This is a genomic window from Streptomyces humi (genome assembly GCF_001005085.2).
GTDB classification, from domain to species: domain Bacteria; phylum Actinomycetota; class Actinomycetes; order Streptomycetales; family Streptomycetaceae; genus Streptomyces; species Streptomyces humi.
This window is the reverse complement of record NZ_LBMU02000035.1, coordinates 1-16,865: the sequence shown is the minus strand read 5'-3', so window position 1 is coordinate 16,865 and position 16,865 is coordinate 1. Positions and strand designations below refer to the sequence as shown.

Genomic DNA, 16,865 nt, shown 5'->3' with positions numbered 1-16,865 from the left:
TCACCGCCGTCCCTGACGCGGTCCGTTCCCCCGCCGAGGTCAAGCAGGCCCCGGAGACCGCCGGCACCCTCGCCGGCCCCGGCGCCCACGGAAGGACGAACATGCCACTGCCCCTCACCGACGTCGCGGCCGACCTGCGCGCGCTGCGGGCCGCCCACCAGGAGACCGAGCGCACGGGACCGCCCGGCGGACCGCGCGTCGGGATCATGGCCAGCTACACCGCAGACGCGGTCGTGCCCTATCTCGCGACGGCGCTCGGCGAGGCGTACGGCCGACCGGACTTCCACGTCGCGCCCTACAACCAGATCGTCCAGGAGTGCCTCGACCCGGACAGCGGCTCCGCCCGGGCCGGCCTCGACGTGGTGGTCGTCGCGCAGCGTCTGGAGGAACTGGAGGACGGCGCCTGGACCGCCGGGCTGACGGCCGTCGCCGACACCGCCCGCGAGGCGGCGGCGCGCTGGGGGGCCACGCTGGTGGCGGTGCTGCCGGGCCTGCCGGCGGCCGATCCGCAGGGTGTCGCGGGCGACTGCCGGGCCGACGGCCGTACCGCCGAGGCCGCGGCCGCCCGCGAGGCGATGCGGGCCGCGCTGGCCGGCCGGCCCGACGTCCACCTGGTCGATCTCGAAGCGGTGCTCCGCTCGCTGGGCGCCACGAGGGCGCACCACCCGGCGCTGTACCAGTTCGCGAAGGTCCCCTACCGCGAGGAGGTCTTCCACCACCTCGGCGCGCGGGTCGCCCACGTCCTGCGGCTGCGGACCGGCGACACCTGCCACGCCGCGGCGCTGGACCTGCACGGTCTCGCCGACGCCGAGGACGTCGACGGGTTCGGCGGCGTCCTGCGCTGGCTGTCGACGGCCGGAGTGCCGTCGTACGCGCTCGGCGGCCGGGACGCGGTGCCGGTCTGGCGTGACCTCGTCGCGAGCGATCCGACGGTTCCGGCGCGGCTGTCCGACTGGTTCTTCGACGACCGTGGCCGCGACGCCCAGGTGCGCGGCCTGGCCGCCGACGCCGGTCTGGCCGCACGGGACGTCGCCCTGCTGGAGCGCCGGGAGGACCGTCTGGTCGTCACGGTGCGCCCGGCCCACGGCGGCCAGGCCGAGACGGTGGACCTCGGCGCGGACGCCGCGGCCTGGCCGGCGCGCCTGGCCGTCGCCGGGGTCTTCGACCTCCTGCCGGTGCCGGGCGCGCCGCGCCCGGTGGCCGCCGCCCCGGGCGGCCCCGTCGCCGGCGACGCGGTCCCCGAGGCCGCCGGCGGGTTGTCGCTCGCCGCCTTCGTCGCCGGGCTCCGGGTCGAGACCGACTTCCGCGCGGCCCGGCCCGGCGACCTCGCCAAGATCAACGAAATGCTCGTGGCCTCCAAGGAGTTCACCCTCGGGGTGCCGATCCCACCCGTCACGGTGGACGACCTCGCGGCCGGCGGCGACCGGGTGCTGCTGCTCGGCAGCGTCCGGGACCGCCTCGGCGACCTCGGCCCCAGCGTCGTCCTCGCGCTGGCCGGGCGCGGCCCGGACTGCGTGGTCGAGGCCTTCGTCATCTCCTGCCCGGCCATGGGCAAGGGGGTCGAGGTCCAGGCGATGCGGGAGATCGCCGCACACGCGCAGGCCATGGGCGCCGGCCGGATCGTCGTCGGCCACCGCGACACCGGCCGCAACCACGCCGCCATCGACTTCCTCGGTTCGCCCACGGCGGGCGGCACAGCCCAGACGCCCGACGGCGCGCTCCTGGACCTCCTGGTGCGCGCCGAGACCCCCGACACGGAAGCCGTGACCACCTCATGACCGAGATCCCCACGCGGCCGGGCAGCCGCGCCCGCCGGTTCTCCGCCGAACACCTCCGGCGCGTCCACCAGGAGGCCGGCCTCGAACCGGCCGACGCCGCGCCGTCCGCCGCGCCGCGCACCGACCGGCCGGACACCGCGCAGGAGGACGTGTGGCTGTTCGACCTGACCACACCCGAGGCACTGGTCCACCAGCTGGCCCTGGCCGTCGACCTGACCGGGCCGTTCGACCGGGAGACCGCCGAGCGCGCCGTCCGCGTCCTCGGCCGCCGTCACGAGGCGCTGCGCGCGCGGTTCCCGGCCGGCGCCGACGGCACACCGGTGCTGGTGATCGAGCCCGAGTTCACCGGGCAGCTCGCCCACGTCGACCTGACCGACGCCGGCTCCGAGGGCGGGACCGCGTCCGAACCCACCCCCGAGGTCGAGGAGCGGTGGGCCGCGTTCGCCGACCGTGAGCTCCACCGGCCCTTCGACCTGGAGACCGGCCCGCTGGTCCGCTTCACCCTGGGCCGGGTGGCCGAACAGCGGCACCGGCTGCTGGCCGTCGTGCACCACATCGTCGCCGACGGCCGTACGCTCCAGCTGCTCCACGAGGACCTGGTGGCGGTCCTGAGCGGCGAGGACCTGCCGACCCCGCCGCCCACCCTGGCCGCGGCCGCCTCCCGGGCCCGCGCCGCCGCCGACGCCCCCGACCTGCCGGAACGTCTGGACCGGCGCGCCGCCGCGCTGGCCGGCCTGCCGGCCGACGCCGACCGCTGGCCGTCCTTCGGGCGGCCCGCCACGGGCGACCCCTACGCCGCCGCGGTCCTGCCGGTAGAGATCCCGGCCCCGCTCGCCGAGGCCGTGCGCACGGTGGCGGCCGCGGAACGCGCCACGCCGTTCATGGTCTGGCTCACCGCGCTGTCCGTGCTGGTCCAGCGCATGTCCGGGCACGGGGAAGCGGTCCTCGGCACCGTCGTCGGCCGCCGCGACGCCACCTCGCGCGACACCGCCGGGTTCATCACCAACCAGGCCGCGCTGCGGGTCCGGCTGCCCGCCGAGGCGACCTGGCGCGACGCCCTGCGCGTGGCCCGCGAGGCGACGCTGTCCGCCTTCGACGACGCCGACATCCCGTTCCGCCGGGTGGTCGAGCGCCTCGCCCCCGCCCGCCGCCCCGACGGCCACCCGCTGTTCCAGGTGCTGCTCGGCGCCCGCCAGCCGCTGGACCCGCCCGCCGCCGTCGGCCCCCTGACGGTCGAGGCCACCGAGCCCCTCTCCCGCCGCTCGCTGTACGACGTCGAGCTGCAACTCGCCGACCTGCCCACGGGGATGCCGGGATATCTGCGCTACCGGACGGCGCTGCTGGACCCGGCGACGGCCGACGCGGTGGTGACCGGCTTCGTCAGCCTGCTCGAGGCCCTGACCGCCGCGCCCGACAGCCCGATGGCCGAGACGGCCGAGTCGGCATGGCCGGCCGGACTCGGCGTTCCCGCCGAGGCGGGCGCGGGTGTGGGCGCGGGTGCCGGCAGGTCCGGTGACCGGGCCGCGACGCCGGCCACCGAGCGGGCCGCCGTACCGCCCGCCGGCCGGGGCGCCGAGGTGGTGGGCCGACGGACCGGGCGCCCGCGCCGTCAGCCGTCCAACCCCACCCAACGACGAGTCGCGGAGGTGTGGCGAACCGTCCTTGAGCAGCAGCCGCCCGGCATCGACGACGACTTCTTCGCCGTCGGCGGCCATTCGCTCAGCGCGGTACGGGTCGCCTCCCTGCTGGCCACCGAGTTCCGCCTGCCCGTCACGGCCCGTGCCCTGTTCGACCATCCGACCGTCGCCGAGGTGTCCGCGTTCCTCGACGGCTGGGCCGCCGCCGGAGCCGGCCGCGCCGACGCGACGGCACCGGCCGTACCCGCCCCGGCCGCACCCGTCGCGGTGACCGAGCGGACGGCGGAGGGCGCGCCGCTCTCCGCCACCCAGCGGCGCATGTGGCTCCTGTCGCAGCTGTATCCCGGCAACGCCGTCTACAACCTGCCGTACGCCTTCCGCGTCGGCGGTGACCTCGACGTCCCCGCCCTCGAAGCGGCGCTCGACGACCTCGTCGCCCGTCACGAGGCGCTGCGCACCGTCATCGACGTCCACGACGAGGAGGCGCGGCAGCGCGTACTGCCCGCCCTCAAGGTGAGCCTGGCCGTCGAAGCCGAGCCGAGTGGCGCCGCGCCCGGCGACCTGGCGGCCTGGGTCGCCGAGCGGATCGACGCCGAGGCCCGGGTCCCCTTCGACCTGTCCGCGGGCCCGCTGATCCGCGCGCGCCTCATCGCACCGGGCACCGCGTCCGCCGCGCTCGTGGTGACCGCGCATCACATCGCCTGCGACGGCTGGAGCCTGGAGCTGCTCTTCGCCGAACTGGCGGAGCTCTACACCGCCCGCGCCGAGAACCGTCCCGGCACCGCGCCGGCGCCGGAGATCCAGTTCATGGACTTCGCCGCGTGGCAGTCGGAGCAGCTGACCGGTGCGCGCCGCGAACGGCTCGCCGAGCACTGGCGCACCGAACTCGAAGGCGCCCCCACGCTCCTGGACCTGCCCACCGACCGGACCCGGCCCGCGCAGCGCCGGCCGGAGGGGGACGTGGTCGACTTCGCCTGGCCCGCGGAGGTGGCGGACCGGGTCGCCGAGTTCTCCCGGCGGCACGGCGTCACCGCCTACGCGACGCTGCTGGCCGCCTTCGCCTCGGTCGTCCACCGGCACACCGGCCGCGACGACCTGCTCATCGGCACCCCCGTCGCCAACCGCGTCCGCCCGGAGTTCGCCGGTACCGTCGGCTGCTTCGTCAACCTGGTCCCGCTGCGCCTGCGCGTCGCCCGCGACACCACCTTCCTCGACCTGGCGCGCGCCGCCCACCGCACCATCAGCCAGGCGCAGGAACACCAGGACTTCCCCTTCGAGGACCTGGTCGCACTGCTCCGCCCGGACCGGGACCCCAGCCACGACCCCGTCGTACAGCTGCTGTTCGTCCTCCAGGACGTCGACACCGCCCTCAGCCTGCCCGGCGTCGACCTCACCCCGCTGCCCGCGCACGGCGGCGGCGCCATCCAGGACCTGTCCGTCATCGTCCAGCACGCCGGTGCGGACGCCGGCGGCGGTTTCCTCGGCACCGCCGAGTTCAACACCAGCCTCTACGGCGCGGACACCGTCAGCCGCTTCCTCGGCCACCTGGGCACCCTGCTCGGGGCCGCGCTGTCCGCGCCCGGCACCGCCGTCGCCGACCTGGACCTGCTCACCGGGGACGAACTCGCCCAGCTGGACCGCTGGAACGACACCGGTGTGCCCGCGCCCATGGCCGCGGACGTCCCGGCCCTGTTCGAGCACTGGGCCGACCGGGCGCCGGAGCGGACCGCCGTCGTCGGCGCCGAAGGCGAGCTGAGCTACGCCCAGGTCGAGGCGCGGGCCAACCGGCTCGCACACCACCTCGCGGAGCTCGGGGTCGGCCCCGGGACGGCCGTGGGCGTCGCGGTGGACCGCTGCCAGGACCTGCCGGTGGCGTTCCTGGGCGTGCTCAAGGCCGGAGCGGTCTACGTCCCGCTGGACACCGGCTACCCGGCCGAGCGGCTGGCCCTCATGATCGACGACACCGAGGTCAAGGCACTGGTCACGCGGGCCGGCCGCCCGGCGCCGCCCGGCGCCGACCGGCTGCCGGTGGTCTGCCTGGGCGGTCCCGACGACCCGCTGGGGCGGTACCCCGACACCCGGCCGGCCCGGCACACCGATCCGCGCGACCCGGCGTACATCGTCTTCACGTCCGGTTCCACCGGCCAGCCCAAGGGCGTCGCCATCCACCACCGCGGCGTGGTCAACTCCGCCCACGCCGAGCGGGAGTTCGTCGACCCGGAGTCCCCGGACACCGTGATCCAGTTCTCCTCGCCGAGCTTCGACGGCTCCGTCCTGGACTTCACGCTCGCCTTCGCCCACGGCGGACGCCTGTGCGTGGTGCCGCGCGACCGCATGCTGCCGGGTCCCGACCTGGCCGAGACCGTCCGGCGCCACCAGGTGACGATGGCGTTCCTGCCGCCGTCCGCACTCGCGGTGATGCGGCCGGAGGACGTGCCGGGTCTGCGCACCATCCTGGTCGGCGGCGAGGCGTTCCCGCCGGAGCTGGGCCCCCTGTGGGCGCCGAACCGCCGGCTCTTCAACATCTACGGCCCCACCGAGACCACCATCTGGTGCACGCACACCCTCCTGGACGGCACCGAACGCAGGCCCACCATCGGCAGTTCCGTGCCCGGCACCACCTCGTACGTCCTGGACGAGCGTCTGCGCCGCGTGCCGGTCGGCGTCCCCGGTGAGCTGTGCATCGGCGGCCTCGGCGTGGGACTCGGCTACCTGCGCCGGCCCGAGCTGACCGCCAGGCAGTTCCCGCCGGACCCGTACGCGGCCCGGCCCGGCGCCCACCTCTACCGCACCGGCGACCTGGTGCGCCGCCTGCCCGACGGCAACCTGGACTACCTGGGCCGCATCGACCGGCAGGTGAAGGTCCGCGGCCACCGCGTCGAACTGCCCGAGATCGAGGCCCGCCTGGAGCGGCTGCCCGGCGTCGGGCGCGGGGTCGTCACGGCGCGCCGCGACCGGCCGGGACCCGGGCCGCTGCGCCTGGTCGCCTATGTCTCGCCCGCCGCGCCGCTCGGCGCCGCCGATCTGGACCCCGTCACACTGCGCCGGCAACTGGCGCGGAACCTGCCGGAGTTCATGGTCCCGTCGGTGATCGTGCCGCTGGCCGCGCTGCCGCTCAACGGCAACGGCAAGATCGACCACGGGAAGCTGCCGGAGCCGCCGCGCGAGCGGACCACCGGAGCGGCCCGCGTCGCACCCGTGTCGCGGCTGGAACGGGAGATCGCGGCCGTCTGGTGCGACCTGCTCGGCCTCGACGAGGTCGGCACGCACGACAACTTCTTCGAGATCGGCGGCGACTCGCTGCTGCTGGCCCGGGTCAGGACCCGGCTGACCCAGGTGCTGGACCGGGACATCGCCGCGCTCCAGCTCTTCACCCACCCGACCGTGCACGACCTGGCCGCCGCGCTCTCCGACGACCCGCCCCGGGCCACCGCGGCGGCCCCGGCGGCCCCGGCGGTCCGGCCGAACCGGTCCGCGGCGCGCAGCGCGCTGCTGACGCGATCGCGACGCGCCACCGCCGGCCGCGACGACGAGGGGAACGAGACCCGATGAACGCCGCTCCGCCGACCACCGCGACCCCCGGGGCACCGGCGGCGCAGGTCTCCGGTGCCGCCCGCGCGGCGCTGCTCGACCGCCTCCGTGGCGCACCGCCGGCCGGCACCTGGCCCGCCGACCGCGCCGTGCCGCGACCCGCCCCCGGACGACGGCGTCCGACGCTGGCCTTCGAGGTCCCGGACGATGTCACCGACGGACTCGCGGCCGCCGCCCGGGAACAGCGCGTCCCGGTGCTCGCGACGCTGACCGCCGCGCTCCAGGCACTGCTGTACCGGGTCGCCTCGCCCTGGGAGAACGCCGGGGTCGACGAGATCGTGGTCGGGGCCGGGCGGGACGGTTCGTGGGCCCCGCTGCGGCAGTCCGTCGACCCGGACACCCCGTTCTCGGACCTCGCCCGGCGGGCCGCCGCCGACCTGCGGGCCGCGGCCGGCGGCGAGTTCGTGATCGGCGGGCAGTCCGGCGCCCTCCAGGCGGACGTCTGCCGGGCCGCCGTCCTGACCGGCGGCGGCGAGCTGCCGCTGGACCTCGTGTTCGCCTTCGACCCCGGGCCCGTACGACGTGGCTCGCTGGCCTACGACAGCCGGCGGTACGCGCCGGAGACGGCCGGCCGGGTCGTCGCCGGCTACCTGGAGCTGCTGCGGGCGGCGGTCCGCGACCCGGAGACGCCGGTCGGCCTGCTGCCCCTGGTGCCGGCGCCGCCGCGGAATCCGGTCGGGGAGGCGGATGCCGAGCCCGGGGCCGGCGAGTGGGACGTCACCGCGCACGAGCTGTTCGACCGAACCGCCGCCCGGTATCCCGGGGCCCCGGCGCTGCGCTGGGACGGCGGCGAGATGACCTACGCGGAGCTGAAGGCCGCCGCCGACCGGTGCGCCGGCCGGATCGGCGCCGCCCGCGCCGTCGCGCTGTCCGGGCCGCGCTGCCCCGAACTGGCCGTCGCCCTGCTCGCGATCCTGAAGAGCGGTGCCGGATACGTGCCGCTCGATGCCGCCTACCCCCGCGAACGCCTCGACCACATGCTCACCGACAGCGGCGCCGAGGTCCTGATCGGCCCGGCCGGCATCGGCGACGCGCTCACCGTTCCCGAGGGCGTCCGCGTCATCGACCTGCACGACCTGCTCATGAACCCGCCGGCCGGGCCGCACGCGCCGGCCGGGTCGGACGCGTTGGCCGGGTCGGACGCGTTGGGCGGGTCGGACGCGTTGGGCGGGTCGGACGTCTCGGACGGGTCGCACGCACCCGACGGGTCGGACGCCTCGGGTGGGTCCGCGGACCTCTGCTACGTCATCTACACCTCCGGTTCGACCGGTCTGCCCAAGGGCGTCGCCATGCCGCACCGGCCGCTCGCGTCCCTGCTGGACTGGCAGTTCCGGCACTCGCAGGCCGGCCCCGGCTGGAACACCCTCCAGTTCGCGGCGTTCAGCTTCGACGTCGCCTTCCAGGAGATGTTCGCCACCTGGGGCACCGGCGGCACCCTGGTGCTGGTCACCGACGAGGTCCGCCGCGACCCGGAGCGGCTGGCCGACTGGCTGACCGAGCAGGACGTGCACCGGTTGTTCCTGCCCTTCGTCGCCCTTCAGCAGCTCGCCGAGACGTCCCTGCACTCCGGCCGCCACCCCGCGGCGCTGCGCGAGGTCATCACGGCGGGGGAGCAGCTGCTCGTCAGCCCGGCCGTGCGCGAGTTCTTCCGGCGCACGGGCGCGTCGCTGGAGAACCAGTACGGCCCTTCGGAGACCCATGTCGTCACCGCCGAGCGGCTGTCCCCGGACCCCGCCGACTGGCCGGAGCTGCCGGCGATCGGGGCCCCGGTCGACCGCGCGGTGGTGGAGATCCTCGACGAGCGTCTGCAACCCCTGCCGGACGGCGTACCCGGTGAGATCTGCGTCTCCGGTGTGCCGCTGGCCGACGGCTACCTGAACCGCCCCGACCTGACGGCCGACCGCTTCGCGACCCGCGAGCTGCCCCTCGGACCCGCCGGGCCGGCCAGGGTCCGGACCTACCGCACGGGTGACTTCGGGACCCGGCTCCCCGACGGCCGGATCCAGTGCCTCGGCCGCCGCGACGGGCAGGTCAAGATCCGTGGCTTCCGCGTCGAGCTCGGCGAGGTCGAGACGCAGATCCTGGCCCAGGAGGGGCTGGCCGAGGCGGTCGTCGTCGTACGGGAGGGGGCGTCGGACAAGCAGCTGATCGCCTACTACCTGCTCGCCGAGGGCCACGACGTCCCGCCGTGGTCGCTCCGTGACGACCTGGCCCGGATCCTGCCCGGTCACATGGTGCCGTTCGCGTGCGTCCCCGTCACCGCGCTCCCGCTGACCCCCAGCGGCAAGGTCGACCGCCGCACCCTGGCCGCCCGCCCACTGCCCGAGGACCTGGACGCCGCCTACGAGGCCGTACTCGAACAACACACCACCCCCGCGGCCGCCACCTCTGCGGCCGCCGCCCCCGCTGCCGGGCACGCGCCCGGCTCCGTGCCCGTGCCCGCGGCCGCCATGCCCTTCGTGGAGCTGCTGGTCGAGATCTGGGCCGATGCCCTGGCGCGGGACGGCGTCGGTGTGCACGCCGACCTGTTCGCGCTCGGTGCCGAATCGGCCACCGCGCTGGAGGTCGCCGCGCAGCTGACGGAGATCTTCCGGCTGACCGTCCCGGCGCGCGTGCTGTTCGACCGGCCGACCGCCGCCGGGCAGGCCGCCTGGTTCGCCGCCCGCGACGCCGCGGGCGACGGCCGCCTGGCCGGCATCGCGCGGCTGCTGCTCGCCGACGAAGCCTTCGAAGCCGACGAAGCCGACGAAGCCGACGAGGCTTTCGAGGCGGAGGAAGCCTCCGAAGCCCTCGAAGTCTGAGACCGCCTCCACTCCTGACCGGGAAGGTCGACATGGAAGACCACATCAGCACGCTGTACGACGTCTTCGCCGCCACGGCACGGCGTCACCCCGAACTGCCGGCGGTCGAGCTGTCCGCGTCGCCGATCGGCTACGCCGAACTGGAGCGCGCGGCCGAGGCCCTCGCCGAGAACATCACCGCCGCGCACGGCAGCGTCCGCTCGGTCGCACTGCTGGCCGCGCGCAGCGGTGTCGCCTACGCCGGCTATCTCGCGGCCCTGCGCCTGGGCGCGCAGGTCGTGCCGCTGAACCTCAAGTACCCGCCCCGGCGCAACAGCGCCATCTGTGAGCTGGCCGACGTCGATGTGATCATCGCCGACGCGTCCGGGCAGCAGTGGCTCGAACACTGCCCCGCCGGCACCGCACCGGCGCGGCCGGTCCTGCGGCGCACCGACGACGAGCTGCTGGCCGCCGTCCCGGAGGGTTCGCTGCCCGCCCCGACGGCCGGCCCGGACGACATCGCCTACCTGCTGTTCACCTCCGGCTCCACCGGCCGGCCCAAGGGCGTGCCGATCCGGCACCGCAACGTCCTGGCGTTCCTGGCGCACACCGTCCCCCGCTACGAGGTCGGTCCGGGCTGCCGGATGTCGCACACCTTCGACCTGACCTTCGACCTCTCGGTGTACGACCTCTTCGTCACCTGGGCCGGCGGCGCGACCCTGGTCGTCCCCGAGGCGGCCGAACTGCTGAGCCCCGTCGACTACGCGGTGAACCGGCGGCTCACGCACTGGTTCTCGGTGCCGTCGGCGGTCTCGGCCGCCGCCGGACTCGGCGGCCTGCCCGCGGGCCGGGCCCCGGAGCTGCGCCACAGCGTCTTCTGCGGTGAGCAGTTCACGTACGCGCAGGCCGAGGCCTGGAGCGCGTTCGCCTCCGCGTCGGTCGTGGAGAACATCTACGGCCCGACCGAACTCACCCTGGCGTGCGCGGAGTTCCGCCTGCCCAAGGACCGCGGGGACTGGCCCGAGACGGTGAACGACACGGTTCCGATCGGCACCGTCTACCCCGGCCTGGAGTACGTCGTCACCGACGACGGCGAGCTGTGCGTGCGCGGTCCGCAGCGTTTCGACGGCTACCTCGACCCGCGCGACGACCGGAACCGGTTCCTCGCCCCCGGCGCGTCCGGCGACGACACCCCGGGCGGCGGTGCGCCGGACGCGGCGCGGTACTACCGCACCGGCGACCGGGTCCGCCGCGAGGACGACGGCACGCTGGTCCACCTCGGCCGCCTCGACAACCAGGTCAAGATCCGCGGCTACCGGGTCGAGCTGGGCGAGTTCGAGACCCTGCTGCGCCGCCACCCCGGCGTCCGGGAGGCCGTGGTCGTACCCGTACAGCACCGCGACGCCACCGAGCTGATGGCCTGCTACACCGGTGAGCCGGCCCGCGAGGCCGAGCTGCGCCGCACGCTGGCCGCGGGCATGCCGGTGCACCTGGTGCCGCACGTGTTCCTGCACGTGGACGCGCTGCCCCTGAACCCCAACGGCAAGACCGACCGCGCCATCGTGGCGAAGCTCGTCGCCGAGCAGGCCAAGCTCACGCGACCCTGACCCGCCGGGAGCGCCGGCCCCAGAGCAGCACCCGACAGTCGAAGAGAGGGATCGCGAACAGTGCTGACCGTCTATACAACGATGCCTTCCTGGCAGGACCGGACACCGCAGGAGTACCGCCGCAGGGTCGTCGACGTGGCCCGCTGGACCGAGCAGGCGGGCTTCCGCGGCGCGCTGGTCTACACCGACAACACGCTCGTGGACGCCTGGGCCGCGGCCCAGCTCGCCATCGACAACACCGAGCGGTTCGTACCCCTGGTCGCGGTCAACCCGGTGGACACCCACCCGTTCGCCGTCGCCAAGACGATCAGCACCCTGGCGTTCCTCTACGGGCGGCGCGTCGACCTGAACCTGGTCACCGGCGGGTTTTCCCGGCACCTGCGGGAACTGGGCTGCGAACTGGGCCACCGGGAGCGGTACGACCGGCTGGCCGAGTACGGCGAGATCATCAGGCAGCTGACGGCGGCGCCGACGACGGTGACGTACACCGGCAAGTACTACGCGCTGGACGCCGCCGTGGTCAGCCCGCCCGCCGATCCGGCCCTGGCGCCGGAACTCTACGTGTCCGGGGCCTCCGACGACTGCCGTGAGGTCGCGGGGCTGCTCGGTGTGGGCCGGCTGTCGTACCCGCACCAGATCGACAGCTACCAGGGCGACCGGCCGCTCGCCGGCTGCGGTGTGCGCCTCGGTGTCATCGCCCGCGACGACGCCGAGGAGGCGTGGCGGATCGCCCACGAGCGGTTCCCGTCCAGCGAGTCGGGGGAGAAGCTGCACGAGTGGGCGGTCGGCAAGGTCGAGTCGCACTGGCACCTGAAGCTGTCGCGCGACGCGCTGCGCTCACACGTGCCCAACGGGGTCTACTGGCTCTATCCGTTCCGGGCCTACCAGACGTTCTGCCCGTACCTGGTCGGGACGTACGCCGACGTCGGTGCGATGATCCGGCGGTACATCGACCTCGGCGTGGACACCCTGGTCCTGGACGAGGTCGTGGAGCACGAGGACCTGCACCACACCACGACCGCCCTGGACCACGCCTACGCGCAGGCCGGGTGATCCGGTGAGCACGCTGATCCACACCCCGTCCGAATGGCTCCGCGGCTACCAGGAGCGGCTGGACGCCCGGGTCCGCATGGTCTGCTTCCCGCACGCCGGCGGTTCGGCGGCCTTCTACCGGTCGTGGCACCAGGGCCTGCCGCCCCAGGTCGAGCTGTACGCGGTGCAGTACCCGGGGCGGGGCGAGCGGCGTCTGGCACCGCCGGTCGCCGACGTGCGGACCCTGGCCGGACACGTCGTGGACGCCCTGGTCCCGTTGCTCGACCGGCCGCTGGCCCTGTTCGGCCACAGCATGGGTGCCTTCGTCGCGTACGAGACGGCACGCCTCCTCGACGAGCGCGGCACCCCGCCGGTGCACCTGTTCGTCTCGGGGCAGACCGCGCCGTGGATCCCGGGTGACGAGCCGAACGGCCCGGAACGGACCCGCGGCGACCTCGCCGACGCCGGCATCGCGGACGCCGACGACGAGGAGCTGGTCCGCCATCTGGAGCGCCTGGGCGGCACCGAGACCGAACTCCTCGCCGATCCCGGGATGCGCGAGATCTTCCTGCCGTACATCCGCGACGACTTCCGGCTGCTGCACGGCTACCGTCCGACGGCCGGGCCGCCGCTGACCGCTCCGATCACGGCGCTCACCGGCGCCGACGACCCGGTGGCCACCCCCGTCCTGGCCGCCCACTGGCGGGACGTGACGGCCGCGCGCTTCGCCCTGGAGGTGTTCCCCGGCGGCCACTTCTTCCTGCTGCCGGAGCAGGACGCGGTGCTTGACCTCGTCGCCACGCGGCTGGCGGCGGACCGGGGGGCCACTGCCTGAGAGCCGTGCGGACCCGGTCGCGCATCATGGGGCGTCCGAGTCCGCACGTCCCGTCAGGAGCCCCCGCCATGCCCGACACCCCCGGTGCCGACGCCCCCGGTGCCGACGCCCCCGGTGCCGACACCCCCGCTGTCGACATCCCCGGTGCCGACACCCCCTTGACGGCCCGGCTCGCCGGTCACGTCCAGGACTTCGAGCGGCTGCTGGTGGCGTACTTCGACTCCCTGGGCGACGGCATCGACGTACCGTCCTACGGCGAACTGGCCCCGGAGTGCCTGGAGCTGGTGCGGGAGCTGGCCCTGCGGGGCGGCAAGCGGATCCGGGTCGTGGTGCTGAGGGAGGCCGCCGGGCTGGTGACCGGTGACCCCGTCGCCGGGCTGGACCAGGCCGCCCTCAGCCTCGAACTCCTGCACACCCACGGGCTGATCCACGACGACCTCATCGACGACAGCGCCGTCCGGCGCGGTGGTCCCTCCACGTACTACGCCTACCGGGCGCGGTTCCCCGGACGGCGCTCGGCCTCACCGTGCTCGCCGGTGACCTGGCGTCGGTGCTGGCCGTGCGGGTGCTGCTCGGGTCGGAGGCCGACGCGTCGGTGCGGCAGGCCATGGTCGAGGAGCAGACCCGGGCGGCCGCCGAGACGATCCTGGGACAGGTCGTCGACCTGGAACGCGACCTCGGCGACACGGTGCCGGACGACGAGATCCTGCACCAGGTCGCCGACTTCAAGTCGGCCCGGTACTCGCTGCTCGCCCCGCTGCGGCTGGGGCTGCTCGCGGCCGGTGGGCAACCGGCCCGTCACGAGCAGGAGTTGCGTCGTTACGCGCGGCTGGTGGGCATCGGTGCGCAGATGCGCGACGACTATCTGGACCTGTTCGGCGACGGCGAGGAGACGGGCAAGCCGATCGGGACCGACTTCCGGGACGGCAAGCGCAGTTACGTCGTCGCGGCCCTCCTGAACACGCTCACCGGGGCCGAGCGGTCCCTGGTGGAGGCGGCTCTCGGTGCTCCCTCCTGCCCGGCCGGCACGATCGCCACGATCCGCGGGATCGCCGAGGAGCGTGGGGTGGCCGCCCGGCTGCGGGCCGGGATGCGCGACCACGCCGAACAGGCCGCCCTCGTCGCCGGCGGCTGGCGGGAGCGGTGGCGGAGCGAGGCGGTCGGGTTCTTCGAGGCGCTGCCGTACTGGAGCGTCGAGCGGTCCCGGTGAACTCTCAGGGTGCGAGCGAGCGGTCCCGTACCCGAGCCAGATGCCGCTCGAAGACCTCCCTCGCCTCCGGGGTCAGCGTGCGCAGCGCCACCAGCGCCGTGATCACCACGTCGCACAGCTCACCCTGCACGTCCTCCCAGGAGTGGGTGACGCCCTTGCGGGGGTTCTGGCCCGTCGCGCCGATCACCGCCTGGGCGACCTCGCCGACCTCCTCGGTGAGCTTGAGCATGCGCAGGACGAGGCCGGTCTCCCCGTCGTGCCTCCGGTCGGCGTCCAGCCAGGTCCAGAGGTCCTCGACCGAGGTCCACAGGTCCGGCGCCTGGTCAGGTGGTGTGCTCCGGTGTTCCGTCATGCCTGAAGTCTGGCGCAGCGGTCCCCGCCTCCCGTGCTCACCCCTCGAACAGCGGCTCCTGCTCTCCCTCCTTCGCCCGCCGTACCCGCTTGTTCCGGGCGCCGATCACGACGGCCGTCACCGCCGCGGTCACGCCCAGCGCCGCCGGGACCATCCAGCCCCGGTCGAAGGCATGGCCGAACGCGTGGTCCAGGGAGAGCCGGCCGGGGCCCGTGACGGCCAGGCCCGCCGCCGTCAGCCCCAGGGAGGCCGCGTACTCGTAGCCGCCCTCCTGGGCGAAGAAGCCGTTCGGCATGTGCAGCGCGGCGGCGCCCGCCATCGCCCCGGCCGCCGCGGCACCCGCCGCCGGGGTCGCCAGGCCCAGTGCCAGCAGGGTGCCGCCGCCCGCCTCGGCCAGCCCCGCGGCCATCGCGCTCTGTTTCCCGGGCGCGTACCCGACCGACTCCATGAACTGCCCGGTGCCCTCGATCCCGCCCCCGCCGAACCAGCCGAGCAGTTTCTGCGCGCCGTGCGCGACGAGCACCCCGCCGGTCCCCAGCCGGAGCAGGAGCAGTCCCACGTCACGTCGGTCGTAGCAGGTCACGGTGACTCCCATCGGCGACAACGGATCACGGGTCTCCACCCTCGCACCCGTCACACCCGAACGGCCCGCCCGCGCCGCCGTTCGGGTGGCGGGCCCCGGGGCGCGGTGTGAGGCTGACGGGCATGACGATCAAGACAGCCAAGCTCAGCGACCCGGCCGTCCGGGCCTTCGTGACCGCCGTGAACGCCAACGACCGCGAGGGCTTCCGGGAGCTGCTCACCCCGGACGCGACCATGGCGGACGACGGCGCCGACCGGGACCTCGACGAGTGGATCGACCAGGAGATCTTCTCCTCCAACGGCCACCTCGACGTCGACAACGAGTCCAACGAGGGCCGTTCGCTGCTCGCCCACTACCGCAACGACACCTGGGGCGAGATGCGCACCCGCTGGGACTTCACGGTCGAGGAGAACGGCCGGATCTCCCGCTTCGAGACCGGGCAGGCCTGACCGGCCGGACGCCGGTCCGGCAACTCCCTTGCCTTCGGGTGCACTTCAACTCCTAGCGTCCTGACCCATGGAAACCGACACCACCACCAGGACCCTGGGACGTTCCGGCATCCGCGTCAGCGCGCTCGGCTTCGGCTGCTGGGCCATCGGCGGCGAGTGGCAGGACCCCGACGGCCGGCCGCTCGGCTGGGGCAAGGTCGACGACGAGGAGTCCGTACGGGCCGTGCGCCGCGCCCTCGACCTGGGCGTCACCTTCTTCGACACCGCCGACACCTACGGCGCCGGGCACAGCGAGCGCGTCCTCGGCCGCGCCCTCGGCAAGCGCCGGGACGAGGTGGTCGTCGCCACCAAGTGGGGCAACGTCTTCGACGCGGAGACCCGCACCCTCACCGGCGCCGACGACTCCCCGGCGTACGTGCGCCGCGCCCTCACCGCCTCGCTGCGCCGCCTCGGCACCGACCACGTCGACCTCTACCAGCTGCACCTCTCCGACGCCGACCCGGCACGCGCGGCCGAACTTCGCGACGTCTGCGAGGAGTTGGTCGGGGAGGGGCTCATCCGGGCCTACGGCTGGAGTACCGACGACCCCGCCCGCGCGGCCGTCTTCGCCGAGGGACCCCACTGCACGGCCGTACAGCACACCCTCAACGTGCTCCAGGACGCGCCCGAACTCATCGCCCTGAGCGAGGAACTGGAGCTTGCCGCCGTCAACCGCAGTCCGCTGGCCATGGGGTTGCTCGGCGGGCGGCGGGCCGGCGCCGCCGCCGGGGACATCCGCAGCAGGCCGCCGGCCTGGCTGCCGGGCTTCGGAGACGGGTCCGGGGCCGACGCCGCGTGGGTCGAGCGGATCGAGTCCGTGCGTTCCGTGCTCACCAGCGGGGGCCGGACCCTCGCCCAGGGCGCCCTCGCCTGGATCTGGGCGCGCAGCCCGCGTACGGTCCCCATCCCCGGCTTCCGGTCCGTCGCCCAGGCCGAGGAGAACGCCGGCGCGCTCGCGAAGGGGCCGCTCAC

Annotated in this window: 10 protein-coding genes and 1 pseudogene; 9 read left to right on the top strand and 2 right to left on the bottom strand. The window is 74.9% G+C overall.

What is annotated here, in order from left to right:
- Positions 1 to 101 precede the first annotated feature (101 nt).
- The 7 genes and pseudogenes from AAW13_RS15710 (at position 102) to AAW13_RS15680 (ending at position 14,470) form a co-directional block, all read left to right on the top strand.
- Positions 102 to 1,778 carry a hypothetical protein gene (locus AAW13_RS15710; protein WP_046728623.1) on the top strand — a complete coding sequence of 559 codons (1,677 nt, stop codon included), beginning with the start codon at positions 102 to 104 and terminating at the stop codon, positions 1,776 to 1,778.
- Positions 1,775 to 6,967, top strand: a complete 5,193-nt coding sequence (locus AAW13_RS15705; protein WP_052768513.1) for a non-ribosomal peptide synthetase — start codon at positions 1,775 to 1,777, stop codon at positions 6,965 to 6,967. The genes AAW13_RS15710 and AAW13_RS15705 overlap by 4 nt, the downstream gene beginning before the upstream one ends.
- Positions 6,964 to 9,807 (top strand): non-ribosomal peptide synthetase, encoded by a 2,844-nt coding sequence (locus tag AAW13_RS15700; protein ID WP_052768514.1) that lies wholly within the window; start codon positions 6,964 to 6,966, stop codon positions 9,805 to 9,807. Before AAW13_RS15705 ends, AAW13_RS15700 begins: the two co-directional genes overlap by 4 nt.
- A gap of 32 nt (positions 9,808 to 9,839) precedes the next feature.
- Entirely contained in the window at positions 9,840 to 11,393 is a 1,554-nt protein-coding gene (locus AAW13_RS15695; protein WP_046728624.1) for an AMP-binding protein, read from the top strand.
- Between the two features lie 81 nt (positions 11,394 to 11,474).
- A complete protein-coding gene (locus AAW13_RS15690; RefSeq protein WP_052768515.1) occupies positions 11,475 to 12,446 on the top strand; it encodes an LLM class flavin-dependent oxidoreductase in 972 nt (323 codons plus the stop codon).
- A gap of 4 nt (positions 12,447 to 12,450) precedes the next feature.
- Positions 12,451 to 13,260, top strand: a complete 810-nt coding sequence (locus AAW13_RS15685; protein ID WP_240528632.1) for a thioesterase II family protein — start codon at positions 12,451 to 12,453, stop codon at positions 13,258 to 13,260.
- 158 nt (positions 13,261 to 13,418) lie between these two features.
- Positions 13,419 to 14,470, top strand: a pseudogene (locus AAW13_RS15680) (polyprenyl synthetase family protein).
- 4 nt (positions 14,471 to 14,474) lie between these two features.
- Here AAW13_RS15680 and AAW13_RS15675 read toward each other — a convergent pair.
- Positions 14,475 to 14,822 (bottom strand): MazG-like family protein, encoded by a 348-nt coding sequence (locus AAW13_RS15675; protein ID WP_046728625.1) that lies wholly within the window; start codon positions 14,820 to 14,822, stop codon positions 14,475 to 14,477.
- A gap of 37 nt (positions 14,823 to 14,859) precedes the next feature.
- Positions 14,860 to 15,405: a DoxX family protein gene (locus AAW13_RS15670; protein ID WP_046728639.1), complete on the bottom strand. Its 546-nt coding sequence runs from the start codon at positions 15,403 to 15,405 to the stop codon at positions 14,860 to 14,862.
- Positions 15,406 to 15,527: 122 nt separating this feature from the next.
- Between AAW13_RS15670 and AAW13_RS15665 the strand changes: the two genes are divergently transcribed.
- Entirely contained in the window at positions 15,528 to 15,854 is a 327-nt protein-coding gene (locus tag AAW13_RS15665) for a hypothetical protein (protein WP_046728626.1), read from the top strand.
- Positions 15,855 to 15,921: 67 nt separating this feature from the next.
- Positions 15,922 to 16,865: aldo/keto reductase (locus AAW13_RS15660; RefSeq protein WP_046728627.1), on the top strand; the 944-nt coding region annotated here is incomplete at its 3' end.

Bases quoted from the DNA above. Each gene is read 5' to 3' on its own strand.
- AAW13_RS15710 (WP_046728623.1), top strand. From the start codon at position 102: ATGCCACTGCCCCTCACCGACGTCGCGGCCGACCTGCGCGCGCTGCGG.
- AAW13_RS15705 (WP_052768513.1), top strand. From the start codon at position 1,775: ATGACCGAGATCCCCACGCGGCCGGGCAGCCGCGCCCGCCGGTTCTCC.
- AAW13_RS15700 (WP_052768514.1), top strand. From the start codon at position 6,964: ATGAACGCCGCTCCGCCGACCACCGCGACCCCCGGGGCACCGGCGGCG.
- AAW13_RS15695 (WP_046728624.1), top strand. From the start codon at position 9,840: ATGGAAGACCACATCAGCACGCTGTACGACGTCTTCGCCGCCACGGCA.
- AAW13_RS15690 (WP_052768515.1), top strand. From the start codon at position 11,475: ATGCCTTCCTGGCAGGACCGGACACCGCAGGAGTACCGCCGCAGGGTC.
- AAW13_RS15675 (WP_046728625.1), bottom strand. From the start codon at position 14,822: ATGACGGAACACCGGAGCACACCACCTGACCAGGCGCCGGACCTGTGG.
- AAW13_RS15665 (WP_046728626.1), top strand. From the start codon at position 15,528: ATGACGATCAAGACAGCCAAGCTCAGCGACCCGGCCGTCCGGGCCTTC.